This window comes from Streptomyces sp. NPDC127097 (genome assembly GCF_042724075.1).
Taxonomy (GTDB): Bacteria; Actinomycetota; Actinomycetes; order Streptomycetales; family Streptomycetaceae; genus Streptomyces.
In genome coordinates this window covers 1-24,626 of record NZ_JBHXFI010000072.1, presented here as the reverse complement: position 1 = coordinate 24,626, position 24,626 = coordinate 1, and the positions used below count along the sequence as shown (strand labels likewise).

General features: G+C 72.4%; 21 protein-coding genes and 1 pseudogene. 9 read left to right on the top strand and 13 right to left on the bottom strand.

What is annotated here, in order from left to right:
• Positions 1 to 48 precede the first annotated feature (48 nt).
• From ACFWJW_RS33830 to ACFWJW_RS33795, 8 genes are all read right to left on the bottom strand, one after another.
• Positions 49 to 1,224 carry a M20 family metallopeptidase gene (locus tag ACFWJW_RS33830; protein WP_387248366.1) on the bottom strand — a complete coding sequence of 392 codons (1,176 nt, stop codon included), beginning with the start codon at positions 1,222 to 1,224 and terminating at the stop codon, positions 49 to 51.
• Positions 1,221 to 2,369 carry an amidohydrolase family protein gene (locus tag ACFWJW_RS33825; protein WP_387248364.1) on the bottom strand — a complete coding sequence of 383 codons (1,149 nt, stop codon included), beginning with the start codon at positions 2,367 to 2,369 and terminating at the stop codon, positions 1,221 to 1,223. Before ACFWJW_RS33825 ends, ACFWJW_RS33830 begins: the two co-directional genes overlap by 4 nt.
• Complete coding sequence (locus ACFWJW_RS33820) at positions 2,359 to 3,756, bottom strand: glutamine synthetase family protein (protein ID WP_387248361.1); 1,398 nt, start codon at positions 3,754 to 3,756, stop codon at positions 2,359 to 2,361. The genes ACFWJW_RS33825 and ACFWJW_RS33820 overlap by 11 nt, the downstream gene beginning before the upstream one ends.
• Complete coding sequence (locus ACFWJW_RS33815; protein ID WP_387248359.1) at positions 3,756 to 5,201, bottom strand: APC family permease; 1,446 nt, start codon at positions 5,199 to 5,201, stop codon at positions 3,756 to 3,758. The genes ACFWJW_RS33820 and ACFWJW_RS33815 overlap by 1 nt, the downstream gene beginning before the upstream one ends.
• Positions 5,202 to 5,317: 116 nt before the next feature.
• Entirely contained in the window at positions 5,318 to 6,238 is a 921-nt protein-coding gene (locus tag ACFWJW_RS33810) for a MurR/RpiR family transcriptional regulator (RefSeq protein ID WP_387248357.1), read from the bottom strand.
• A gap of 141 nt (positions 6,239 to 6,379) precedes the next feature.
• A complete protein-coding gene (gene aceB, locus ACFWJW_RS33805; RefSeq protein WP_387248356.1) occupies positions 6,380 to 8,008 on the bottom strand; it encodes a malate synthase A in 1,629 nt (542 codons plus the stop codon).
• A 277-nt stretch (positions 8,009 to 8,285) separates the two neighbouring features.
• Positions 8,286 to 8,864 (bottom strand): NTP transferase domain-containing protein, encoded by a 579-nt coding sequence (locus ACFWJW_RS33800; protein ID WP_387248393.1) that lies wholly within the window; start codon positions 8,862 to 8,864, stop codon positions 8,286 to 8,288.
• Positions 8,865 to 9,022: 158 nt separating this feature from the next.
• On the bottom strand, positions 9,023 to 9,241 hold the full coding sequence (locus tag ACFWJW_RS33795; protein WP_387248354.1) for a hypothetical protein: 219 nt from the start codon (positions 9,239 to 9,241) through the stop codon (positions 9,023 to 9,025).
• 292 nt (positions 9,242 to 9,533) lie between these two features.
• Here ACFWJW_RS33795 and ACFWJW_RS33790 point away from each other — a divergent pair, with 292 nt between their 5' ends.
• Together ACFWJW_RS33790 and ACFWJW_RS33785 are read left to right on the top strand one after the other, a co-directional pair.
• Complete coding sequence (locus ACFWJW_RS33790; protein WP_387248352.1) at positions 9,534 to 11,453, top strand: serine/threonine-protein kinase; 1,920 nt, start codon at positions 9,534 to 9,536, stop codon at positions 11,451 to 11,453.
• Positions 11,454 to 11,806: 353 nt separating this feature from the next.
• Positions 11,807 to 12,097 (top strand): DUF5955 family protein, encoded by a 291-nt coding sequence (locus tag ACFWJW_RS33785; protein WP_387248390.1) that lies wholly within the window; start codon positions 11,807 to 11,809, stop codon positions 12,095 to 12,097.
• Between the two features lie 142 nt (positions 12,098 to 12,239).
• Here ACFWJW_RS33785 and ACFWJW_RS33780 read toward each other — a convergent pair whose 3' ends face one another.
• Entirely contained in the window at positions 12,240 to 13,040 is an 801-nt protein-coding gene (locus ACFWJW_RS33780) for an IclR family transcriptional regulator (RefSeq protein WP_387248350.1), read from the bottom strand.
• Positions 13,041 to 13,308: 268 nt separating this feature from the next.
• Between ACFWJW_RS33780 and ACFWJW_RS33775 the strand changes: the two genes are divergently transcribed.
• The 4 genes from ACFWJW_RS33775 (at position 13,309) to alc (ending at position 18,316) form a co-directional block, all read left to right on the top strand.
• Positions 13,309 to 14,097, top strand: coding sequence for an aspartate/glutamate racemase family protein (locus tag ACFWJW_RS33775; protein WP_387248347.1), 789 nt, complete (start codon positions 13,309 to 13,311; stop codon positions 14,095 to 14,097).
• Positions 14,098 to 14,139: 42 nt separating this feature from the next.
• A complete protein-coding gene (locus ACFWJW_RS33770) occupies positions 14,140 to 15,687 on the top strand; it encodes an NCS1 family nucleobase:cation symporter-1 (protein ID WP_387248345.1) in 1,548 nt (515 codons plus the stop codon).
• A 158-nt stretch (positions 15,688 to 15,845) separates the two neighbouring features.
• On the top strand, positions 15,846 to 17,189 hold the full coding sequence (allB, locus tag ACFWJW_RS33765) for an allantoinase AllB (protein ID WP_387248342.1): 1,344 nt from the start codon (positions 15,846 to 15,848) through the stop codon (positions 17,187 to 17,189).
• Positions 17,186 to 18,316 (top strand): allantoicase, encoded by a 1,131-nt coding sequence (alc, locus tag ACFWJW_RS33760; protein ID WP_387248339.1) that lies wholly within the window; start codon positions 17,186 to 17,188, stop codon positions 18,314 to 18,316. Before allB ends, alc begins: the two co-directional genes overlap by 4 nt.
• 194 nt (positions 18,317 to 18,510) lie before the next feature.
• Here alc and ACFWJW_RS33755 read toward each other — a convergent pair whose 3' ends face one another.
• From ACFWJW_RS33755 to ACFWJW_RS33740, 4 genes are all read right to left on the bottom strand, one after another.
• On the bottom strand, positions 18,511 to 19,191 hold the full coding sequence (locus ACFWJW_RS33755) for a transcriptional regulator (protein ID WP_387248337.1): 681 nt from the start codon (positions 19,189 to 19,191) through the stop codon (positions 18,511 to 18,513).
• 205 nt (positions 19,192 to 19,396) lie between these two features.
• The gene (locus ACFWJW_RS33750) at positions 19,397 to 22,078 is read right to left on the bottom strand and encodes a beta-N-acetylglucosaminidase domain-containing protein (RefSeq protein WP_387248334.1); all 2,682 of its coding nucleotides are present in this window, start codon (positions 22,076 to 22,078) and stop codon (positions 19,397 to 19,399) included.
• Positions 22,079 to 22,240: 162 nt separating this feature from the next.
• Complete coding sequence (locus ACFWJW_RS33745) at positions 22,241 to 22,429, bottom strand: DUF6126 family protein (protein ID WP_387248332.1); 189 nt, start codon at positions 22,427 to 22,429, stop codon at positions 22,241 to 22,243.
• 37 nt (positions 22,430 to 22,466) lie between these two features.
• A complete protein-coding gene (locus tag ACFWJW_RS33740) occupies positions 22,467 to 23,093 on the bottom strand; it encodes a helix-turn-helix domain-containing protein (protein ID WP_387248330.1) in 627 nt (208 codons plus the stop codon).
• Positions 23,094 to 23,095: 2 nt separating this feature from the next.
• On the opposite strand from ACFWJW_RS33740, the pseudogene ACFWJW_RS33735 reads away from it, so the two are divergent.
• From ACFWJW_RS33735 to ACFWJW_RS33725, 3 genes and pseudogenes are all read left to right on the top strand, one after another.
• A pseudogene (locus ACFWJW_RS33735) lies at positions 23,096 to 23,368 on the top strand (alpha/beta fold hydrolase); the annotation flags it as partial.
• 98 nt (positions 23,369 to 23,466) lie between these two features.
• Positions 23,467 to 23,925, top strand: coding sequence for a winged helix-turn-helix transcriptional regulator (locus tag ACFWJW_RS33730; RefSeq protein ID WP_387248328.1), 459 nt, complete (start codon positions 23,467 to 23,469; stop codon positions 23,923 to 23,925).
• 123 nt (positions 23,926 to 24,048) lie between these two features.
• Entirely contained in the window at positions 24,049 to 24,498 is a 450-nt protein-coding gene (locus ACFWJW_RS33725) for a ribonuclease domain-containing protein (RefSeq protein ID WP_387248325.1), read from the top strand.
• Positions 24,499 to 24,626 lie beyond the last annotated feature (128 nt).

Below are 24,626 nucleotides of genomic sequence, written 5' to 3'. Positions count from 1 at the left end.
GGTGCGGGAGCGGCGGAGGTGCGGGCGGCACCACGGGCGTGGCGGGTGTCAGGGCCGTGGGACGAACTGCTCCGCGGCGGCCACGTAGCCGGCGAGCAGGGCGTGGGCGACGTCCCGCACCCGCTCGTCGGGCGGCAGGAACGTCGGGGAGTGCAGCTGCTCGGTGCCGCCGTGCGTCCCCACGAACAGCATCAGCGCGGGCATCCGCGCGGAGAAGTACGCGAAGTCGTCCGCGCCCGCGGACCGCAGGTCGGTGGCGACCTTCAGCCCGAGGGAGGCGAGCAGCGGCCGGGTGGCGGCGGTCAGGGTCGCGTCGTTGTCGAGCACCGGCTCACCCCGGGTGATCCGGGCGTCCGCGGTGCACCCGTACGCCTGGGCCACCGACTCGGCGGTCTCCACCAGCCGTTGATGGAGGAACTCGCGGTCGGCCGTCCGCATCGCGCGCAGGGTGCCGCGCGCCTCGGCGGAGCCGGGGACGACATTCGCCGCGGTTCCGGCGGCGAGCGTGGTGACGCTCAGCACCACGGAGGACATCGGATCGGTTTCGCGGCTCACCAGGCTCTGGAGCGCGACCACGACATGGGCGAGGGTGACGACCGGGTCGTGGGTGAGGTGCGGATAGGCCGCGTGGCCGCCGCGGCCCCGGACGGTCACGGTGAACTCGTCCGCCGAGGCGTTGACGCCACCGGGGGTGCAGGCGACGGTGCCCGCCGCGAGCAGCGGCTGGACATGCGCCCCGACGGCCGCCCGGCACTGCTCCCGGTCGAGGATCCCGTCCTCGGTGACGTCCTGCGCGCCGGAAGGATAGGTCTCCTCGCGGGGCTGCAATACGGCGAGCAGCGGGGCCGGCCCGCCGGCCCGGTCCACCGCCCGCGCGAGGGCGACCAGCGCGGCCAGGTGCACATCATGACCGCAGGCGTGCATCACCCCCGGGTGCCGGGACGCCCAGGGCACCCCGGTCTCCTCGTGCACCGCCAGGGCGTCGAGCTCCCCGCGCACGGCGACGGCCGGACCGCTGCCGCCCACGCGGACCACGGCTCCGGTGCCGGCGACCTCGGCGGCGGCGTGCCCGCCCGGCAGCGCGGCGAGCACCAGCTCGCGGGTGGCGGCCTCGTCGCCGGACAGCGCGGGCCGGGCATGGAGTTGATGGCGCAGCTCGACGGCGCCGGCCAGCTCCCGTTCGAGCTGCGCCGCGAGGGTGGTGAGGGTGGCCTCGCTGCTCATGCGCCGCCCTCCAGACCGTAGACCCGGCGGGCGTTGTCGTGTCCGATCATGCGGGCCACCCGGACCGCCTCATCGAGGTCCCATTCGCCGCTGCCGACCCATGGCGCCATCGCCCGCAGCATGCCGCGCCGCCACAACAGCGCGCCCAGATGGTGCAGTTCGGGCGGTCCCCAGGCATCGCTGGAGAAGAGGATCTTGGCGAACGGAGCCAGCTCCAGGGATTCGGCGACCACGGCGTCGGAGCGCACTCCGGTGTAGTTCACCCCGAGCCCGACATCGAAGAAGACGTGCGGGAAGACCTGCGCCAGATAGCCGGCGTTGCGGTGGAAGGGGTAGCAGTGCAGCAGCAACAGGTCGACGCCGTGCGGCTGCACACTCCTGATGAACCGGGTGAGCAGCAGCGGGTCGCAGCGGTGCAGCTCCACGTCCGGATCGCCGTATCCGGCGTGCAGTTGGATGGGCAGCCCCCGGTCGACGCCGGACCACAGCACGAAGCGCAGCAGCACCGGGTCGCTGACCCGTACGGTTCCGGTGCGCTCGCACTCGGCCAGCCATCTTCCGGCCGCGGCGGTGACCTCGTCGTCCCCCGGCCGCCCGGGGTCGAAGTCGAAGCCGAACCGGTAGGCGACGATGCTCTTGAGGCCGGCCGCGTCCACGGTCCGGGCGGCGAGGGTCTCGCGGAACCGCTCGGCCAGGCCGGCCGCGTCCACCCCGCTGCGGGCCACGTCCTCCAGCACCGACTCCAGCCGTACGATCTCGTCGACGGGGCGTCCGGAGGCCCGGGCCATCTCCCCGGTGCCGAGGATCTCCGCGCCGCCGTACCCGGTCTCCAGCAGGTAGTGGTCGATGCCCGAGGCCGCGAGCAGTCTGCGGGTGACCTCGGCCGCGCCCAGTTCGCGGCGCCGGGCGAGATAGGTCTCCGGCGCGGCGTGCGCGGGGAGGCCGAGGACCGGGGCGCACCAGCGGCGCACCGCGAACCCGATCTGCGAGTCGAACTGGGTCATCCACGGCGGGACCGGACGGTCGGACTCGGTGAGCATCAGCTCCAGTCCGGCGCGGTCGACGTCGTCGCGGAGCGCGCCGTGGACATGGTGGTCCACGAGGGGCAGTTCCGCGAGCGCCGCCGCCAGGGCGTCAGTGGACATCGGCAACCTTCCGGATACGTGCGGCGTCGTCCAGCCCGGCCAGCTGCGCGAGCTCGGACCGCTTGACCGACAGATGGGTGGCGAGCAGCCGCGGGTCGAACCAGGACCGCACGACCTCGTCCGATTCGAGTGCGTGCAGGGCCTCTTCGAGGGAGGAGGGGAGGGCGGGGACCCCGTCGAGCACCGCGACGTCGGTCTCCTCCGGCCACACCGTGGGCTCGTCGTAGTCGCGGACCAGTCCTTCCAGCCCGGCGCGGAGCAGGACCCCCAGGGCGAGCCAGGGGTTGGCGGTGGCGTCGGCCGCGCGGTACTCCAGGTTGAACTGGGCGGCGGGATCGGACCCGGCGAGCTGGGTCGTGGGGCAGATCCGCAGCAGCGACTCGCGGTTGTGCTCGGCCAGGAAGATCCCGCCGGCGCTCCAGCGGTGCGGGGTGAGCCGGAGGAAGGAGACCGGGCTCGGCGCCGTCCAGGCGGTCAGCGCCGGGGTGTGGCGCAGGATGCCGGCGGAGAACCGGGCGCCGAGCGCCGAGAGGCGGCCCGGCCGCGCGGGGTCGAAGAGGACCGGACGGCCCTCGGCGTCCCGCAGACTCAGATGGAGGTGGACCCCGTTGCCCACCCCGTCGGGTGCGAGGAGGGGCGCGAAGCTCACCGGCAGGCCACGACGGCGGGCGAGGTCACGCACCAGCTCCTTCAGGAGTACGGCGTGGTCGGCGGCGGCCATCGCGGTACCGGGGCGCAGGGTGATCTCGAACTGGCCGTCCCCGTATTCCGGCAGCCAGTTCTCCGGCTGGAGCCCGGCCTGTTCCAGCAGCCGTACGAGGTCCGAGCCGAAGGGCTCCGCCTGGCGGAAGCGCTGGAGCGAGAACGGCGGGCCGGCCGGCAGCCCGCCGAGCACGAATTCGTGCTCGATCGCGGCGACCACCTCCAGCCCGGTGCGCTCGCGCAGTTCCTCGACCGCGTCGCGGAGGAAGGTGCGTGGACAGCAGGGCCAGGGCTCCCCGTCGGGCAGGGTCTGGTCGGCGAGGTAGAGCCGGAGCGCCGGCGTGTCGCCGTCCGCCGGGATGTCGACGCCGGTGGCCGGGTCCGGGATCAGCCGCAGGTCGCCCCGCGAGCCGAAGACGTTGTCCGGCGCGATCGGGCCGAACGAGGAGATCGCGAGATCGGCCGGGACCCAGCCGGTGCCGGTACGCAGCGCGGAAGCCTGGTCCGAGGCGGGCACGGCACGCCCCCGCACCTGCCCGGCCAGATCGCAGGTGGCGACGAAGACGGTGGCGGCGTCGGTCATCGGGGGGTCCTCGGGTGCGGTGCGGAGGGCGGGGGAGGGGCAGGGGGCGGCGGCGGGACCGAGGAGTCCCGGCTCCGTCTCCTTCGTGTGCACCAGGGTCATCAGGGCACCTTTCGGTTCGGGTCGGGCAGCTGCGCGTCGGCGACCAGCGCGCCGGCCAGCCGGGCGCCGATGCGCCGGGTGAGGGAGGGGGCGAACAGGACGACCGCGACACCGGCCAGGCACCAGGCTGCGGCGATCCAGGGGAAGTAGGTGTAGGGCGCGCGCTGGCCGGTCGACTGCTGGAGGAAGACGAAGCCCAGATAGCCCAGCCCGGCGACCGGCACCACCAGCTCCCAGCGGGGGATGCGGCCCCGGCCGGAGAGCGTGAAGACGATCACCCCGACCCCGGCGACCGCGTACACCACCAGGACGCACAGCACACCGAGGGTGGCGAACCAGTAGTACGTGTCGAAGGCGCCGGCCCCGGTCCCGTACATCACCGCGGCCAGTACCGCCGCGACGGCGCCGCACACCCGCAGCGCGGTGGTCGGGGCGCCGGTGACGGGGTGCGTACGGGCGAGGGCGCGCGGCCCGAAGCCGTCCCGGGCCAGCGCCTGGACCATACGGGCGGCCGCCGCCGAGGACGACAGCGCGGCGGCGAAGGCGGAGGCGACCGCGGTGAAGGCGATGACGAGCGCGAACCAGGTGCCGATGTACTGCCCGGAGAGCGACGACAGCGCCGACTCCGCCGCGCCGAACGCGCGCACCCCGTGGGCATCGGTGCCGAAGCCGATGGTCTGGGCGAACATCATCAGGACGTAGAGGCCGCCGGTCAGCAGCACGCTGCCGGCCAGTGCGCGGGGGATGTTGCGCTTGGGGTCGTCGGTCTCCTCACCCAGCGACGCGCACGCCTCGAACCCGGCCCAGGACAGGAAGGCGAAGACGGTGGCCGTCATGACCGCGCCGTACGTGGTGCCGCCGGCGGTGAACACCGTGAGATCGAGGCTCTGGTGCCGGGGCGCCGAGCCCGTGGCGGCCCGCCCCATGACGACGGCGGCGAGCACCAGCATGGCGAGGATGCCGATGCCCTCCACGATCAGCAGGGTGCGGGCGGTGGTGCGGCCGTCCCGGGAGTTGAGCGCGGTGACCCCGACGGCCGCGAGGAGCGCGACGGCCACCCAGGGCCCGGTGGAGCGGATGCCCGTCGCGTGCAGGAATGCCTGGGCGAAGACACCCGTCGCGGCGAGGGTGCAGACGAGAAAGGCGAGATAGGTGCCCAGCAGGGCGAAGCCGCCGAAGAATCCGGCGCGCGGGCCGATGGTGGCCCCGGCCAGGGCGTAGACGGAACCGGCCTGGTGGAAGTGCTGGGTCAGCCGCCAGAAGCCGTAGGCGACCAGGCCGACACCGAGCAGGCCGAGCAGGAAGACGAGGGGAACGGCCTTGCCGACCGTGGCTGCCACTCCGGCCCCGTTGAGGCCCATGGCGAGCGTCGGGCCCATGAGACCGACGGAGAGGGTTAGCGCTTCCCACAAGCGCAGCTTGCGTGTTCGAGGGGGATTCGACACAGGGCGCTCCGAGGAGGAGACGGGGCTGCGTCCGGAGCAGCCCGAGCCCCGTCATGAAACATACGTTCCATGTGGCGCGTCAATAGGGCGGCCTTGAAATATTCATTTCATGACCGTCATTCCATGGTCCGGTCGCCCAACGCCTCCTCCGCGGCCCGCATCCGCTCCTCCGCCGCCGTCCCCAGGCGCACATGCACCGCGGCCACCAGCGTCTCCACCACGGCCATCGGCGCCACGATGCTGTCGAACGGACTGGGCGCCTCGACCCGCACCGGCAGCACCACATCCGCGAACTCGGCCACGGGGGACAGCCATGGATCGGTGAACAGCACCACCCGCGCGCCGCGCTCGTGCGCGAAGCGGGCGAGCTCCACCGTGTCGCGCTGATAGCGCCGGAAGTCGAAGACCACACACACCTCCCGCCGCCCGAGATCCACCCGGAAGCCGCCGTCCTGGCCGGGGGCCGGTATGTGCACCTGGGTGCCCGGCCGCAGGAGGCGCAGATGCAGATCCAGGTACTCGGCCAGCAGACGGGAGAACCGCCCGCCGAAGCTCACGATCCGCTTCGCCGGGTCACAGATCAGCTCGACCGCCCGGTCGAACTCCTGCTCCGGCAGCGCGGCGAAGGTGTGGCTCAACGCCGCCCGGCCGACCTCCTCCGCCGCCTCGATCAGGTCCGAGGTCGGCGAGCTCTCGCTGACCACCGGCCGCAGGGTCAGCGGTGAGGCACGGCGTGCCTGCACCTCGTCCCGCAGCGACTGCTGGAACTGCCGGTAGCCGTCGAAGCCGAGCCGGGCGACGAAGCGGACGACCGTCGGCGGGCTCACCCCCGCCCGCCCGGCCAGCCCGGACGTCGACTCCAGGCCCGCCGCGGGGTAGTGCGCCATCAGCGCCCGGGCGATCTTGAGCTCCGCGGGCGACAGGGAGCCCTGGACCCGCCGCAGCCGCTCGGCCACCGTCGTTCCCAACTCCTGGCCCGCGCCCGCGTCCCCGCGCGCGGCCGACGGCTCACCGTGCTCTCCTGGCCGACCATCCATCCGACTGCCTCTCCACTTGGTGATCACATGACACCACACCGGGCCGGGGCACCCGCGGTGCCGCGGGCAGCGGCTGAAACACCGCTGTGCCGCGGTTCCGGAGGGGAACCGCGGCACAGCCGGGACACGGGACGGGCCGGATCAGACCAGCAGCTCGTACGCGGGCAGCGTCAGGAACTCCGCGTAATCCGCGTCCAGCGCCACCTTCAGCAGCAGGTCATGGGCCTGCTGCCACTTGCCCGAGGTGAAGGCTTCCTCGCCGATCTCGGCGCGGATGGCGGCCAGTTGCTCGGCGGCGACGGTGCGCACCAGATCCGCGGTGGCCTTCTCGCCGTTCTCGAAGACGACCCCGGCGTCGACCCACTGCCAGATCTGGGAGCGGGAGATCTCGGCGGTCGCGGCGTCCTCCATGAGGCCGAAGATGGCGACGGCGCCCAGGCCGCGCAGCCATGCCTCGATATAACGGGTGCCGACCTGGACGGCGTCGATCAGGCCCTGGTAGGTGGGCTTGGCGTCGAGGGAGTCGATGGCGATGAGGTCGGCGGCCGAGACCGAGACGTCCTCGCGCAGGCGGTCCTTCTGGTTCGGCCGGTCGCCGAGCACCGCGTCGAAGGAGGCACGGGCGACCGGGACCAGGTCGGGGTGGGCGACCCAGGAGCCGTCGAAGCCGTCACCGGCCTCCCGGTCCTTGTCGTTCCTGACCTTGGCGAGGGCCTGCTCGTTGGCCTCCGGGTCGCGGCGGTTGGGAATGAAGGCCGCCATGCCGCCGATCGCGTGCGCCCCGCGCTTGTGGCAGGTGCGGACCAGGAGTTCGGTGTAGGCGCGCATGAACGGCGCGGTCATCGTGACCGCGTTGCGGTCCGGGAGGACGAACTTGGCGCCGCCGTCACGGAAGTTCTTGACGATGGAGAAGAGGTAGTCCCAGCGGCCGGCGTTCAGGCCCGCGGCGTGCTCGCGCAGCTCGTAGAGGATCTCCTCCATCTCGTACGCGGCCGTGATGGTCTCGATCAGGACGGTGGCGCGCACCGTGCCCTGAGGGATGCCGACATAGTCCTGGGCGAAGACGAAGATCTCGTTCCAGAGGCGGGCCTCCAGGTAGGACTCGGTCTTCGGCAGGTAGAAGTACGGGCCCTTGCCGAGGTCCAGGAGGCGCCGGGCGTTGTGGAAGAAGTACAGCCCGAAGTCCACCAGGGCGCCGGGCACCGGCCGCCCCTCGAACTGAAGATGCCGCTCGTCGAGGTGCCAGCCGCGCGGCCGCATCACGACGGTGGCGAGCTCCTCGGCGGGCTTGAGGGCGTACGACTTGCCGGACCCGGCATCGGTGAAGTCGATGCGGCGCTCGTAGGCGTCGATCAGGTTGAGCTGCCCGGAGACGACGTTCTCCCAGGTCGGCGCCGAGGCGTCCTCGAAGTCGGCGAGCCAGACCTTGGCGCCCGAGTTGAGCGCGTTGATGGTCATCTTGCGGTCGGTGGGACCGGTGATCTCCACCCGGCGGTCATTGAGCGCGGCGGGCGCCTCGGCGACCTTCCAGCTGTCGTCGGCGCGGATGGCCGCGGTCTCCGGGAGGAAGTCCAGCGTGCTGGTCCGGGCGATCTCGGCACGGCGCTCGGCGCGGCGGGCGAGCAGCTCGTCGCGGCGCGGGGTGAACCGACGGTGAAGCTCGGCGACGAAGGTGAGCGCGGCGTCGGTGAGGACCTCTCCCTGGCGTTCGGGGGTGTGCGCGGGATCGACTTCGACGATGGCCAGCGGGGACGGCGCTGGTGCGGACATGAGCTGTCACTCCATTCAGCGGCGGTGCCCGGCGGCCGCCGGAACGCCGGGCGGCACGGGGTGCCGCGGGCTCCCGGATACGGTCGCGGGCGCCGACTGGGTTCAGGGCGCTTCTGACCAGTGGAGACTAGTTTCCTTATCGCGGAACTTCAATGGTTTGTTGATGTCGAGATTCTCAGGCTCGACAGAAGTGGTGATCGAATGGCTCTCGGTGCCACGCCGGTCACTCTCCATCACTCCCACCCCCGGCCCCCCGCGTGCCCGCCGGTGCCCGCTCTCACTCCAGACGGTGAAGATCCTCCGGCGTGTCGATGTCGTACGGCTCCGCGACATCGGAGCACTCGATGAGGGTGAGGGCGTCCGCATGCCGCTGGAGGTAGGCCCGCGCACCGCGGTCGCCCTCCGCGGTCGCCGCGATGTCCGCCCAGCGGTCGGCACCGAAGAGCACCGGATGCCCCCGCCGGCCGCCGTACGCCGCGGAGACGAGCGAGCCGCGCCCGCCGTACGCCGCCACCACCCGCGCCACCGCCGCGGCGCCGATGCCCGGCTGGTCCACCAGGGACACCACCACCGCATCAGCCCCGGACTCCGCCAGCGCGGCCAGGCCCACCCGCAGCGAAGTGCCCATCCCCTGGGCCCAGTCCGGGTTCTCCGAGAGGCCGTACGCCGCGAGATCGGCCCGTTCGCGCACGGAAGCGGCGGCCGCCCCCAGCACGATGTGCACCGGGTGGCAGCCGCCGTCCCGCAGGGCCCGTGCGGCGTGCTCGACCAGTGGCCGTCCCTGGTGGTCGAGCAGTGCCTTGGGCCGTCCCCCCAGTCGCCGCCCGCCGCCCGCGGCGAGCAGCAGACCGGCCACCCTCCCCTCGGGCCGTCCGGCGTTCCGCGTCCCCTCAGGGGCGTCCGGCCGGGCCCGGTGCGGCCGTTCTCGCGGGTCTTTCGGTGTTGTCGGTGCCATGGGGACTGCTTACCTCATGGCGCCCCGCTCCGCGGCCCGTTGGGGCGCGGCCGACCGGGTCAGGCCGCGTCACCGGCGGCTCGCGGCCGGGGAATGTGTGGTCGGAGCCGGTCGCGCAGCTGGTGCGTCTGTTCCTCCGCCCGCCGGCGTTCGGCGACATAGCGGTCTATGTGCTCCATCGTGATTTCCGAGGCGTCCGACAGGCCGTACGCGCGGCAGATGAGCTGGACGACGCTGACGCGGCGGGGGTTCGAGCCGGGGCCGGAGTGGGGCTCCATGGCATTCTCCGATCCAGTGATATGCCGGATATTTCCTTGAAAGGGAGAATGCTCCATCGTGCCGCGCCATACGCATCGGATCGCGCGTGCCCACACCAACGGGTGGTGTGGGGAACGAATGTGCCGACGCATCATCAGGCCAATTTTGGGCACCGCGCGTCAGGGCCGGTTCCGAGCCGCCTCGGACGCCAAAAGCCTTCGCGAAACCGGCCCTTCGGACAAGGCGGTCGGGTCGCCGACCGGCGATGTGAGGGTGTGGCGCCTGGCCGGATAAGGTTCTTTCCCGTTGCGGATGTTGTGGTCGTCGTGCCGACGTGGCGGGCCTTTTTTGAGCCGGGGGACGGTAGTAGTGGTGAACAGTTCAGGCGTGTCCGGAATCTTTCAGCCGTTGGAAGGTGACGATCCGCGGGTGATCGCGGGCTATCGCCTCACGGCAAGGCTCGGCTCCGGCGGTATGGGGAAGGTCTATCTCTCCTACACGCCGGGCGGGCGGCCGGTGGCCATCAAGGTGATCCGCCCCGAGTTCAGCGAGGACGCGGAGTTCCGCCGCCGTTTCAAGCAGGAGGTGCAGTCCGCACAGCGCGTCCAGGGCCTGTACACCGCGCCGGTCATCGACAGCGACGCCGAAGGCCCCAACCCCTGGCTCGCCACCGCGTACGTCCCCGGCCCCTCGCTCGGCGCGGCGGTCGCCGAGCACGGCAAGCTGCCCGTGCCGGCCGTGCTGCTGCTGGTCGCCGGGATCGCCGAGGCACTTCAGGTCATCCACGGCGCGGGCATCGTGCACCGCGATCTGAAGCCGTCCAATGTGCTGCTGGCCGCCGACGGCCCGCGCGTCATCGACTTCGGAATCGCCCGCGCCGCCGACGCCACGTCCCTGACCAGTAGTGGCGTCACCGTCGGCACCCCCACCTTCATGGCGCCCGAGCAGGCTGCGGGCAGCACCATCAGCCCCGCCACCGATGTCTTCGCGCTCGGCCAGGTCGCCGCCTACGCCGCCATCGGCACCCCCGCGTTCGGCGAGGGCACCTCGCACGGAGTGCTCTACCGCATCGTCCACGAGGAGCCGGACCTGACCGGACTCCCCGACGAGCTGCGGGAGTTGGTGACCCGCTGCCTGTCCAAGGAGGCGTCGGACCGGCCGTCCGTCGCCGAGGTGATCGAGCTGTGCGGCGCGGCCTCCGGGCAGACGCAGCTGCGCCGCCCCGAGGAGTGGCTGCCCACCGCCGTCGCCGCCGACATCACCACCCGGGCCGCCGCGCCCGCGCCCGCACAGACGCCGCCGCCCCCGCTGGAGGCGCCCACCGCGGGTGCCCCGGCCCAGCCGCCGGTCCCGCCCGCCCAGTCACCGGCTCCGCCGGCCCAGCCGCCGACCCGGCCCGCGGCGCCGGCCGCGCCAGTGCCGACCGCGCTGAACCACCCGCAGACCCCGCCGCCCGGCTTCGGCCCGTCGGCCTACGCGCCGACCGCCGCCGGGGCCGCCGCGCCGACGGCCATGGGCGCGGCCGCCACCGGTCCCACGGTCACCGGCCCGGCGACGACCGGCCCGACCGCCGCCGTGCCCGCCGCGCAGCCGCCGAAGAAGAAGCGCAAGGGGCTGCTGGCGGCCCTGGTGGTGGTCTGTCTGCTGGCCTTCGCGGGCGCCGGCGGCGCCGCCGTCTACACCGTCATGAAGGGCGACGGCCAGAAGAAGGGCAACCAGGCCACCGGCGACAGCAGGACGGCGAACAAGCACTCCTCGCCGACGCCCGCCGCGGACCCGACCGCGAGCCCCGGTGACGACGAGGACGACGCCCCGGCGCAGGACCCGGCCCCGGTCGACTACAAGACCATCAACCTGCCCGACGACTACCACATTTCGCTGGCCGACGAGCCGGTCCGTCCGAGCAACTCCGACAACGACACGGACATCGACTTCTCGTACACGGACAACACCTACACGGACGACGAGATCGACACCGAGACCGGCAAGCTGGTGCTGCTCAACGCCGGCCAGGAGGGCAGCCTCGCCACCTGCCGCAGCGAAACCCGGTTCACCGACAGCATCCTGACCAAGCAGCTCTCCAAGGGCGCCCAGATGTGCCTCACCACCAAGTACGGCCATGTCGCACTGATCACCTTCAAGGGCTACGCCCCGAAGTCGGACCCCAGCAGCTACATGACCATCGACGTCCGGGTCTGGCGCAACGCGGTGGAGCCGGAGCAGGACTCCTGAGGGGGAGGGGCGGCGGCCCCTCCCCACCCCCTCCCCACCCCCTCCCCACCTCCTCCCCCACCCCGTCAGGGGTGGGCACCCTCGTCACTACACCCGCCCACCCCCCGAAGGGGGGTGGGCGGCGGGGAAAAAATACGGACGCGTCAGGCCGGCGACGCGTCAGCCCACGCCCCGTCAAGCCCAGAACCCGTCAGCCCCCGCCCGCACCCACCGGATTCCCCCAGTGATCCGGTCGATTTCGCTCTCCGTATGGCGCGATCAGCGCAGAGTGGCGTTAACTGTCCCGCATTGCGGAACGGGCAACGGCTTTGGAGGACGCCGTCGTTGTGGAACAGCTTCAGAAGGACCGACGAGTGACCGGGGTCGAGGGCGACCCACGGGTCCAGGAACTGCGCGGGGCAGTGGCCCGGCTGCGTCGCCAACTGGCCGTACTTCCGGGGGAGTTAGCGGATCGAGTGGCCGCCGACGACGAGCTGGCCGCCTTGGACGCGATGGTGAGTCACGGGCTGCCCGAGGTGCCCCGGCTGCGCCGTTCGCTCCTGCTGATCGCCGGGGCCGTCGGCTCCGTGAGCGCGCTGTCGCCCGCGCTGGCAGAGGTGCGCGAGGGCATCGACCGGTTCGGCGAGCTGCCCCGCGCCCGGTGACCACCACCGCGCGGCCCGTACCGGAGCGCGCAGCGCCGGCGTGCCGCACCGGCTCGCTGACGGGTGGTGCGCGCCGCGGCGGTCGTGCGCGGACCGGCGCCGTACGCCGCCGGCCGGCCCGCGAGGGATGCGCCGGGTCCCGTTACGCCGGCGTCTGATTCGCGAGCGCCACCGACAGCTGCGCCGCGACGTCCTGAAGCACCGGCACGATCTTGTCCGTCGACGCCTCGGTCACGCGGCCGGTCGGACCGGAGATGGAGATCGCCGCCGAGGTGGGGGAGTTGGGCACCGGCACCGCCAGGCAGCGGACGCCGATCTCCTGCTCGTTGTCGTCGACCGCGTAGCCGAGGCGGCGGACGTCGGCGAGCGCTTCCAGGAAGCGGTCCGGGTCGGTGATCGTCTTCTCGGTCGCGGCGGGCATGCCCGTACGGCCGAGCAGCGCGCGGACCTCCTCCGCGGGGTGGTGGGCCAGCAGGGCCTTGCCGACGCCGGTGGAGTGCGGCAGCACCCGGCGACCGACCTCGGTGAACATCCGTACCGCGTGCCGGGACGGGACCTGGGCGACATAGACGATCTCGTCGCCGTCGAGCAGCGCCATATTGGCGGTCTCGCCGGTCTCCTCGACCAGACGGGCCAGGAACGGCCGGGCCCAGGTGCCCAGCAGCCGGGAGGCGCTCTCGCCGAGCCGGATCAGCCGGGGGCCCAGCGCGTAGCGGCGGTTGGGCTGCTGGCGGACATAGCCGCAGGCGACGAGCGTGCGCATCAGCCGGTGGATGGTGGGGAGCGGCAGCCCGCTGCTGGTGGAGAGCTCGCTCAGGCCGACCTCGCCGCCGGCGTCGGCCATCCGCTCCAGCAGGTCGAAGGCGCGCTCGAGGGACTGGACGCCGCCGCTGGCGCCTGGCTTGGCTTCGGCGGCGGAGGGGCTGGCGCTGGACGGCGGCACGGAGCGTTCCTTTCGGGGCGGGTCAGACCGGTCTCGGCTGGGGCGTGCGGGCGCCGGGCCCGACCGGAGAAGCCTACCGGTCCCCTTACGTTGACACATGGACTCTCGCACACTCGTTCCCGCCGGTCAGGCCCGCTTTGTCCGGCGGAGGCCACCGGCGGGCACATACCTAGCCCCGATCCCTTGACGGTGCCAGTGGCCGTAGCTACGTTCTGCTGCGCGAAACATACTGTCCATTCTGTGGAATCCTCCAAATCGCTGGAGCGTCATGCGCATTCTCGTCATGAACCCGAACACCACGGCTTCCATGACCGCTTCGATCCGCGCCACCGCCACCACAGCCGCCGCCCCGGGCACCGAGATCATCGCCACCGAACCCCTCTGGGGGCCGGAGTCCATCGAGGGCCACTTCGAGGGGTATCTCAGCGCCGCGGCCGTCCTGGACCGGCTCGCCACCCTCGACCTGTCCTTCGACGCGCTGGTCATGGCCGGTTTCGGCGAACCGGGCCGGGAGGGCGCCCAGGAACTGCTGGACGTACCCGTCCTTGACATCACCGAGAGCGCCGCCCAAATGGCGATGATGCTCGGCCACGCCTACGGCATCGTCACCACCCTCGACCGCGCCGTACCGCAGATCCGGGACCGGCTGCTGACCGCGGGGCTGCTCCAGCGCTGCGCCGCGGTCCGGGGCACCGGGCTCGGCGTCCTGGAGCTGGAGGAGGACGCGGAGCGCACCGTCGAGGTGATCATCGAGACCGCCCGGGCGGCCGTCCGGGACGGCGCCGAGGTGATCTGTCTGGGCTGCGGCGGGATGGCCGGGCTCCAGGAGAAGGTCGCCGCGGCGCTGGGTGTGCCGGTGGTGGACGGCGTCGCCGCGGCGGTGAAGTTCGCGGAGGCGGTCGTCGGCCTCGGGCTGACCACCAGTACGGGACGCAGTTTCGCGCCGCCCCGCCCGAAGGTCATCGGCTCCTGGCCGCTGAGCGCCCATCTGTCCCCGGGGCGCGCTCAGGGCTCCCCGCGGCACACCGCATTTTCCGCACAGACATCAGGCATCTGACAAATAATTCCCTAGCGCCACCCCATCTGCCTGGGAGGACACGTGACCACACCCCCGAAGCCCCCACAGCCGGACCCGCGCCTCTTCAACGAGGACCTCGCGCCGGCCCCCGAGCGCAAATGGGGCACGTACAGCATCTTCGCCCTGTGGATGTCCGACACCCACGCGATCAGCAATTACGCCTTCGCCGCCAGCCTGTTCGTGCTCGGTCTGCCGGCTTGGGAGGTGTTCGTCGCGCTGCTGGCCGGCATCTCGATCGTCTACTGGCTGATGAACCGCATGGGCCACGCCGGACACCGGACCGGGGTGCCCTATCCGGTGCTCGCCCGGGCGAGCTGGGGCGTCTACGGCGCCAACATCCCCGCGCTGCTGCGCGCGGTCATGGCCGTGGCCTGGTACGGCATCCAGACCTGGCTGGCCTCGACCGCCGTGGTCCTGCTGACCCTTCAGCTCGCGCCGGGCCTGGAGGTCTACCACCACAACTCCGTGCTGGGGCTGTCCACCCTGGGCTGGATCGCGTTCATGGTGATGTGGGGGCTTCAGGCCGTACTGCTGACCCGCGGGATGGAGTTCATCCGCAAGGTGCAGGACTTCGCGACCGGTCCGGTGGTCTGGCTCGTGGTGCTCGCGCTCGCGGTGTATCTGGTCGTCAAGGCCGGCGGTGATATCTCGCTGACCCGCAGCCTTACCGGGCTCAGCGGCTCCGCGCAGCTCGAACAGAGCCTCATCGCGGTCAGTCTGACCGTGGCCACCTTTCTGACCCTGGTCCTCAATTACGCGGACTTCGCGCGCTTCACGCCCGACCACCGCTCCTACCGGCGCGGCAATCTGATCGGCCTGCCGGTGAACTTCACCGCCTTCGCGGTGGTCGCCGTACTGGTCACCGCGGGCACGATCTCGGTCTTCGGGGAGGCGATCTACGACCCGGTGAAGGTGATCCAGAAGATCGACAACCCGGTGGTCACCGTCATCGGCGCGCTGGCCTTCATCGTCGCCACCATCGGCATCAATGTCGTCGCCAACTTCGTCTCGCCCGCCTACGACTTCGCCAATCTCGCGCCGAAGTATCTGAACTTCCGGCGTGGCGGCATGATCACCGCGGTGCTGGCCGTCGTCGTCATGCCCTGGAAGCTGTACTCCTCGGCGCTGGTGATCCAGTACTTCCTGGGGGCGCTGGGCGCCTTCCTCGGTCCGCTGGTGGCGATTCTGCTCGTCGACTACTACCTGCTGCGCCGGGGCCGGATCGATGTCGATGCGCTGTTCTCGGCCGACGCCCGAGGTGCGTACTTCTACCGCCGGGGCTACAACCCGAGGGCCGTGGCCGCCTTCCTGCCGGCCGCCGCGGTCTCCGCCGCGCTCGCCCTGGTCCCGGCCTTCGGGGTGGTGGCGCCGTTCTCCTGGGTCTTCGGAATGGGGCTCGCCGGTGGGCTCTACGCCCTGCTCCCGGGCCGTGACCGCTCCGCCGCGAGCGCCGGCCCGATCCCGGACGAGATCATCCCCTCGCAGGTCAGCGCCGCTGTGGCGGGGGAGTCCACGGCGTCCGAGGGGGCCGGGGCGGTCGTCCTGCCGGTACCGGCGGAGGGGGCTTGACGGGCCGGGATCCGGAGTGAAGACTCGTTCAACAGATTGTTGAATCGGTGCGGCGTCCGAGCACGAGGAGAACGCTCCGGACGGCACGGCCACCCCGTCGGCCGTGCACCCCGCCCGCCCGCACGCCACGATGAAAACAGCTACGAGGAGGGGACCGGGTGTCCGAAACAGAGCTGGTGCTGCGCTCCCGGCGCGTCGTCACCCCAGAGGGCACACGCGCCGCGTCCGTCGTCGTCAAGGACGGCAGGATCGCCGCGGTGCTGCCGTACGACGACCGGGCTCCGGCCGGGGCGCGGATCGAGGACTTCGGTGACGACGTCCTGCTGCCCGGCCTCGTCGACACCCACGTCCACGTCAACGACCCCGGCCGCACCGAGTGGGAGGGCTTCTGGACCGCCACCCGCGCGGCCGCGGCCGGCGGTATCACCACCCTCGTGGACATGCCGCTCAACAGCCTCCCGCCCACCACCACGGCCGCCCACCTCGACACCAAGCGCGCGGTCGCCCGCAGCAAGGCCCATATCGACGTCGGCTTCTGGGGCGGCGCGATCCCCGGCAACGTCAAGGACCTGCGCCCGCTGCACGACGCCGGGGTCTTCGGCTTCAAATGCTTTCTGTCGCCGTCCGGCGTGGACGAGTTCCCCGAGGTCGACCAGCAGCAACTGGCCGCCGCCCTCGGCGAGATCGCGGGCTTCGACGGCCTGCTGATCGTGCACGCCGAGGACCCGGGCCACCTGGACGCCGCACCCGCACCACACGGCCCCAAGTACGCCGACTTCCTCGCCTCCCGCCCGCGGATCTCCGAGAACGACGCCATCGCCGGGCTGATCGTCCTCGCCCAGCGGCTCGGCGCACGGGTCCATGTCCTGCATCTGTCCTCCAGCGACGCACTGCCGCTGATCGCCGCCGCCAAGCGCGAGGGCGTCCGGATCACCGTCGAATCGTGCCCGCACTTCCTGACCCTGACCGCCGAGGAAATCCCGGACGGCGCAACGGAGTTCAAGTGCTGCCCGCCGATCCGCGAGGCCGCCAACCAGGACGCCCTGTGGGAGGGCCTGGCCGACGGCACCATCGACTGCATCGTCTCCGACCACTCGCCGTCCACCGCCGACCTCAAGACCGCCGACTTCGGCGCGGCCTGGGGCGGCATCTCCTCCCTCCAGCTCGGGCTGCCCGCCATCTGGACCGAGGCCCGCGAGCGCGGCCACACCCTCGACGACGTGGTGCGCTGGATGGCCACCGCGCCGGCGGCGCTGGTCGGCCTCGACCGGAAGGGCGCCATCGAGCCCGGCCGGGACGCGGACTTCACGGTCCTCGCCCCCGAGGAGACCTTCACCGTCGACCCACAGGCCCTCCAGCACCGCAACAAGATCACCGCCTACGCCGGCAAGACCCTGTACGGCGTCGTACGGTCCACCTGGCTGCGCGGCCGCCGGATCAACGACGGCAGCACCCTCGCCGAACCCACCGGCGAACTGCTCGAACGGCCGCACCGCCCATGACCACCGACGAGCCGCCCCGCTACACCGGTGACGCGGGCCCGTACCCGGGCGGCGACCCGTATGCCGACTACCGCACCCCCGGCCCCGCCGGCTTCCCCTTCACCCACCTCCCCGACCTGGCCGACCGGCGGCTGGGCGCGGGCGTCATCGCCGCGAACGACGAGTTCTTCGCCGAGCGGGAGAACCTCCTCACCCCCGGGCCCGCCCAGTTCGACCCCGAGGCGTTCGGCCACAAGGGCAAGATCATGGACGGCTGGGAGACCCGCAGACGGCGTGGCACCGACGGCGACCACCCGTTCCCGGCGGACGAGGACCACGACTGGGCGCTGATCCGGCTCGGCGCCCCCGGCGTGGTCCACGGCATCATCGTCGACACCGCCCACTTCCGCGGCAACTACCCGCGGTCCGTCAGCGTCGAGGGCACCTGCGTAGAGGGCTCGCCGTCGCCGGCCGGACTCCTCGCCGACGAGGTGACCTGGACGCCGCTCGTCCCCCGGACCACCATCGGCGGCCACGCCGCCAACGGCTTCCCCGTCGACACCGGCCGCCGCTTCACCCATCTGCGCCTCAACCAGCATCCCGACGGCGGTATCGCCCGCCTCCGGGCCCATGGAGAGGTCGTTCCGGACCCCGGCTGGCTTGCCGCACTGGGCACCTTCGATGTCGTGGCGCTGGAGAACGGCGGCCGGGTCGAGGACGCCTCGGACCGCTTCTACTCCTCACCCACCCACACCATCCAGCCGGGCCGCTCCCGCAAGATGGACGACGGCTGGGAGACCCGGCGCCGCCGCGGCACCGGCAACGACTGGGTCCGCTACCGCCTCACCGAGCGGTCCGTGATCCGCGCGGTGGAGATCGACACCGGCTTCCTCAAGGGCAACTCGGCGGGCTGGGCGGCCCTGTCCGGCCGCGACGGCGAGAGCGGCGACTGGGTCGAACTGCTGCCCCGCACCCGCCTGCAACCCGATACCGTGCACCGCTTCCTGCCGGACGGCGCCCCGCCCGTCACCCACGTCCGGATCGACATCTTCCCGGACGGGGGCATAGCCCGGCTGCGTCTGCACGGCTCCCTCACCGCGGACGGCATGCGCCGGCTGGTCGCGCGCCACGACGAGCTGAGCGGCTGACCGCGCCGGGCCCCGGCCCGGTGGTGTCGACCCTGATCATGCGTCAGTCCCACCGGGCGTGCTTCAGCACCACCGGGCCCGCGTCAGTACCACCGGGCCGCGTCAGCCCCACCGGCCCGGGGCCGCTCCTGGCGGCAGGAGCCGGCCCGTCTCCTCGGCCACCGGGTCGTGCGGGCGCGCCGGGCCCGGCCGGTTCACTCGGCGACGGAATGCCAGAACATGAGCTCGTACGCCTGGAGGAGACGGCCGTAGCGATGCGCCGTGGCCGGCTGCGCCTGACCGGTGTCGAGGCCGTGCTGGACCGCCTCGCGGGCCTTCTCCTCGACGGCCGGGGCGGGCTCGGCGAAGAGGCCGAAGAAGCCACGGGCCGCCTCGGGGAAGCCGTAGTGGTCCCGCATCGCCGCCGCCACGATCGCGCAATAGCCGCCCCAGGCGGCGAAGTTGGCGGTCAGCGCGATCGCCACATCGGCCGGCTCGCCGCCCAGCGCGAGCCGCGCCGCGTAGGACGGATACGCCTGACAGCCCGGCCGCGGCTGGTAGTCCGCGATCTCCCGCGCGGTCAGCTCACAGGCGTCCGCCAGCCCGGCCAGCTGCTTCAGCGCCCGCGTCTCGCCCTGGGCGAGCAGATCGAAGAAGTCGGCCACGGGCGGATCGCCGTCCGCCCGCCGCGCCAGATGCTGGAAGCTGAGCCGGTCGGCGGCGATCACCTGGTGCTGTTCGAGGGCGAAGGTGGCGAACACGGAGCGCGGTGCCGCACCCGCCTCGATCTGCGAGACCAGCCGGTTGGCGGCGGAGTCCGGGGCGAGCGCGCGGACCGCGTCGTCCAGCACGACGGCCGCGGTCGGACGAGGGGCATCGGGAGCGGTTCGGGCCATGAGTCGGTCTCCTCCGGGGCGAGGGCGGCGGCCAGCACCTCAGATTAGGGCGCGGGGCGGCCGCAGCGGGGGAGATGACGCGACGCCTACGGGCGAACCGCCGTCCGCCGCGGAAGGGGGACGCGGCGCACCTTCGGGCGTGCCGCGTCCACCGTGCACCGGGCGGTACGGGCGCACCACGCGGCCCGTACCCCTCAGTCCCCCCTCAGTGCACCACCACCTCGTTGACCTCGGGCGCCGCGGTCCCGGCCCGCCACACCAGCCGGACGCCCCCGACCGGGCCGTCGCCCGCCGCGAGCCGCGTATAGGCGCCGGACAGCGTGCCGAGCGTGCGCCAGGCGCCGCCCGTACGGACCTCGACCTCCGCCGCCCCGGACGGCGCGCCCTGCGGCCGCAGCACGACCACGGACCGCGCCGCGCGGGGCGCGCCGGGCGTGAACTCCAGGGTCTCGCCGGGCTGCGCCGCCCGCGCCGCGCGATAGGCGGTCGCCGGATCGCCGTCCGCCGCCGCTCGCAGCGCGCTGCCCTCCGCCGCGGGCGGGCCACCGGCCACCGTGCCCGCGTCGGCCCCGGCCAACGCGAACTCCCGCACCACCAGCCAGTGGTCCTGCGCCTGGGTGGCCCGGGCTCGGACGTACCGGGCCCGGACACCGGCCGGCGGCTCGGCGCGCACCTCGGCCTTCCCGTCGAACGCGGCCAGCCGCTGCCAGTTCTTCCGGTCCGACGAGTACTCCAGGACGCCGTGCCGCAGATAGTCGTCCGGGCTGCCGCTCTTGCCCATCGCCAGGGTGACCGCGCCCAGCGGACGCTCGGCGTGCAGATCCAGCTCCACGAAGGAACCGGCCTTGGGTCCCGCGCCGCTCCAGAAGTACGTGGCGTCATCGCCATCGGTCATACGGGAGACCGCGTTGTCCTGGTAGACGGCGAGATCCGTCGAGCCCTTGGGACGGCCGGTGACACCCAGCGCCCGGTCGTGCGCGGCCACCGCGTCCTCGACGAAGGTGTCCAGCACCCCGTCCGCCACCAGCACCGGAATCCGCTTCCCGGCCATGTCCACGTACACGAACGACCTGGCGGTCCGCACCAGCTCCGGGATCCGCTGCCGTAGTTGCCAGGCCCGCGCGCCGTCGTCCGCCTTGGTCGCCTCGATCAGCCGCAGCGCCGTACGGGCCGCGACGCCCCAGGCCCGGGTCGCGTCCAGCCACGGCGCGCTGTCCTGCACGAAGCCCCGGTCGGCGAGCCGGTCCCGCAGCACCGCCGGCGCCTCCTGAAGGTCCCGCAGCACCGCATCGAGCCGCCGCGCCTCCCCGTCCTTGCCGAACTCCTCGATGGCGGCGGCCAGTTCGGGCGCCTGCCGCGGGTTGAGCGCCGAGGCGTAATGGGCGTCCGCGAAGGCCCGCAGCGCCCGTGCCGTACGGGCGTCACCGCCGGCCAGCTCGTCGATCGCCCCGCCCCAGGACGTCCGGGCGTCATACGCGGAGTCGTTCCACGCGTAGTCCGCCACCGTATACAGCGCGAGCTTGGACGCCGCGGGCTGGATCATCGGGTTCGCACTGATCCCCGCCAGCTGCGCCGGCAGCCCCTTCTCCCGGCCGTTGAACGGACCGAGCAGCAGCCGGTTGGTCACGTAGTCGTTGACCGGGTAGTTGTCCCAGGTCAGGATCGGGTGGCCGAAGACCTCCCGGGCCTGCCGGGCCTGGGCGACCGTCATCGTCGGCGCGATCACCCCCACCCCCGTCCACTCCACCAGCACCTCCTCGTCCAGCTGGGTGGCCAGCGCCGTCTTGTACGGCGACGGCTGCACGTCGTAGTACTCGGTCGGCACCATCTGGAGCGGCTCGGCGCCCGGATGCCGGGCGATGAACTCCTGGTTCACGCGGTTGAGCAGATGCGCCTGCGCGGCCCCGGCCGCCCCGCCGCCGGTCCCGAATTGGTCCTTGTCCGCCGCGCAGTTCCAGTCCGTGTAACTGATGTCGTCCAACGGCACCGCGAAGGTCCGCACCCCGATGTCCCACAACGTCTCGAACTTGGCGGTCAGCGCCCGGAGATCTGCGTCGGAGCTGTAGCAGACGGACAGCCCCGGGGAGAGCGCATAGGTGAACTCCACATGCCGCGCCCGCGCCCGGTCCACCAGCTCCTTGATCTGCGCCAACTGCTCCTCGGGGTACGGATCGCGCCACTTCTCCCGCAGATAGGCGTCGTCCTTGGGCGAGTACACATAGAGGTTCATCTTGTGCGCGCCGTAGAAGTCGAGCTGGTCGAGCCGGGCCCGGTGCGACCACGGGGTGCCGTAGAACCCCTCGATGACGCCGCGCAGCGGGGTGGCCGGCCAGTCCCGTACGACGGTGCCCGGCACCCGGGCGCCCGGCCGCTGCGCATGCGGCAGCAGTTGCCGCAGCGACTGCGCGGCGTAGTAGGTCCCGGCGGCGTCCTTGCCGGCCAGCGCGATCCGGCCCGCGCCGACGGCCAGCGCATACCCCTCGGCGGGCAGCCCGTCGGCGTCCCGCGCGCCCAGCTCCGCCAGCGCCCGCGCCGCGCCCGCACCGTCCACGTACACCGACAACTGCCCGCCGCCCGGCGCCCGTTCGGCCCGCACGACCCGCCGCGCACCGGCGTCCTTCAGCGACGTCTCGACGACGGCCAGCGCCGCCGCATCGGCGCGCGGCCCGGCGACGACGGTCACGGACGGGGTGACGGCGACCCGGTCGGACCGGCTCCGGACGGACCGGGGCGTGGGCGAAATGGCCTGGGATACGGTGCCTCCGGGATGGTCCCCGTCCCGCCCCGCCTTCCCTCCGGAGCCCGGCGGCCCCGCCATGCCCGTCAGGGGGATCAGGGCCAGGGCCGTGGCCAGCGCGGTGGCCGCCGCGGTGCGCGTACGGTGCATCCTTCGGTCCTCCTCGGTGCGGCGAGGCTCAGGGACAGGAGTCGTGCGACCTCTTCGCGCCAGCAGGCTTCACCTGGCCGCCCCACCGGGGCAATGGACTTTCGGACGGAAAGGATGGACGTTGCCACCACCGCGCGGAGCGCCCTCCCAAGGGGGCGCCCGCTAGCGGTTGTTCGCGGCGATCACCACAAGACTCATCATCGCCAGTAGCACATGCGTCGCGATGACATAGATGAACACCCGCACATACAGCCCGCGGGGTGGCTTGTTCTCGACGTACTTCCGGCCGGGCACCGCCTCGGCGAGCGGTTCCGACGACGGGGGAGTGGCAGGAACGGTCTGATCGGGCACCACGGTGGGTCCTTCCCTCAAAAACGGTGCCTGGGGCTCACAGCCCGCGGCGCCTGGTGTCGTCGCCGAGGCACAGCTCGGCGGCCCCGCTCTGGAGGAGCGTGTGGACGAACAGCAGCTCCGCCCCGCCCCGCGAGACGGCGGAGAGCCGGTGCGGCGTCAGCGAGTCAAAGTGCGCCGCGTCCCCCGGCTCCAGCACATGCACGGCCGCGCCGAGCGTCAGCCGCAGCCGCCCCTCTAGGACGTACAGCCACTCCTCGCCCGGATGGACCCGCACCAGATCGCCCTGCGCCCGCTGCGGCACCAGCACCCGCAGCGCCTGCATCGCCCGCCCGGCGGCGCCCGCGGTCCAGTACGTCCAGCCGCCGGCTTCCGACGGCTCCGCCCGCCCGGCCCGCACGATGGGGTCCCGCTCCGGAGCGGTCTCGCCGAGCAGGTCGGATACCGTGGTGCCATACGTACGGGCCAGCGCCAGCAGCATCGGCAGCGAAGGCTGGCGCTGACCGGTCTCCAGCCGTGAGAGATGCGCGGGCGAGAGCCCCACCAGCCGGGCCGCGGTCTCCAGCGTGAGACCACTGCGTCGCCGCAGGTCACGCAGGCGCGGCGCAACGGTGGACAGCTCATCCGGCGAAGCGCCGGCGGGCTCGTCGGGGAGCTCGGTCATATCCCCGGTATAGCGACCTTTCACCTCCCGGGCAAAAGATTTGCCTCAGAGGCAAAAAGCTGGACCGCCGGCTGCCCGCCCTGCTCGTGCACGGCGTCAGCAGTTTCGTCCTGCCCACCACGATGGCCAGACGGATGGCCGCCCGCAGGCCCCATACGGAGCTGCGCGAACTGGAGGGCTGCGGCCACTGGGTCCACGACGAGGCGCCGGCCGCCTTCGCCGCGACCGTACGGGAATTCCCGGACGGCCTGTCCGGTACCGCTCCGCACCGGTAAGACGTGGTGCGGGCCGCCTCACCTCCGCCGGTGAGGCGGGTCAGCGGTGCTTTCCGGCGTGCTCGGCGACGAGGGTGCGGAATGCCTCCGGGGTGCCGATGGCCTCTTCGCTGCGGTCCCGCAGGAACACCTCGACGGCCGGTCGGCAGGCGCCGGACCAGCCGCCGCCTGGCGGTGCGCCGGAGGGTGAGCCGGACGACGACGTGTGCCGGGAGGTACTGCGGATCCTCGCCCTGATCGGCGACAAGTGGAGCATCCCGGTCATCGGGCGACTCCGGGACGGGACGCTGCGCTTCAGCGCACTCCACCGTGCGGTCAGCGGCATCTCGCAGCGCATGCTCACCCTGACCCTGCGCCAGCTCGAACGCGACGGGCTCCTCACCCGTACCGTGTACCCCAGCGTTCCCCCGCGCGTCGACTACGCGCTCACGCCGCTCGGTGCAACGCTGCTGGACTCCATGGTGGCCCTCGGCGAATGGGCCTCGGCGCACCAGCGGGAGATCAAGGACAACCGCCGCCGCTACGCCGCCGCCCGCTCCCCGCGCATCCAGACCTGATCACTCGTGGCCCGGGATATGCGGAAATTTGCGGGAGTTGGTGGGGCGGGCTTGTGAACTCCCGGAAAACTTCCGCTGGTTGGGATTGACAGGGTCACGTCTACGCGCGTCATTCTGGAGGGCATGAGAATCCCCCCACGGATCACCAAGTTCGGCGCCGTCGGCGCCCTCGCTTCGGCCCTTCTCATCGGCGGGACCGCTGTCTCCGCCACCCCTGCCGTCGCCACGACGCACGCGGCCACCTCGTACGCCACGTCGGCGCACGTCTCGTCCGTGCACATCCAGGACGTCGGCAAGGTCTGCTACTCGAAGCTGCCTTCGCAGGCGCACGACACCCTCGATCTGATCGAGAAGGGCGGACCCTACCCGTATCCGAAGGACGGCACGGTCTTCGACAACCGGGAGGGCATCCTCCCGTCCCAGAGCGACGGCTACTACCACGAGTACACCGTCGTCACTCCGGGCTCGCCCGACCGCGGTGCGCGGCGCGTCGTGGCCGGCGAGAAGAAGCAAGAGGACTACTACACCGCCGACCACTACAAGACGTTCGATCTCGTCGACCGCGGCTGCTGAGGCCGGCGGACCGGCGGGCGAGCGGCCGGCCGGCGCACGACAACAGGACAACGGAACACCAGGGGTGACGGGCCGGCTGAGCCCGTGACCCGGAACCCGCGGCGGCCGGGGTGCACACGCACCCCGGC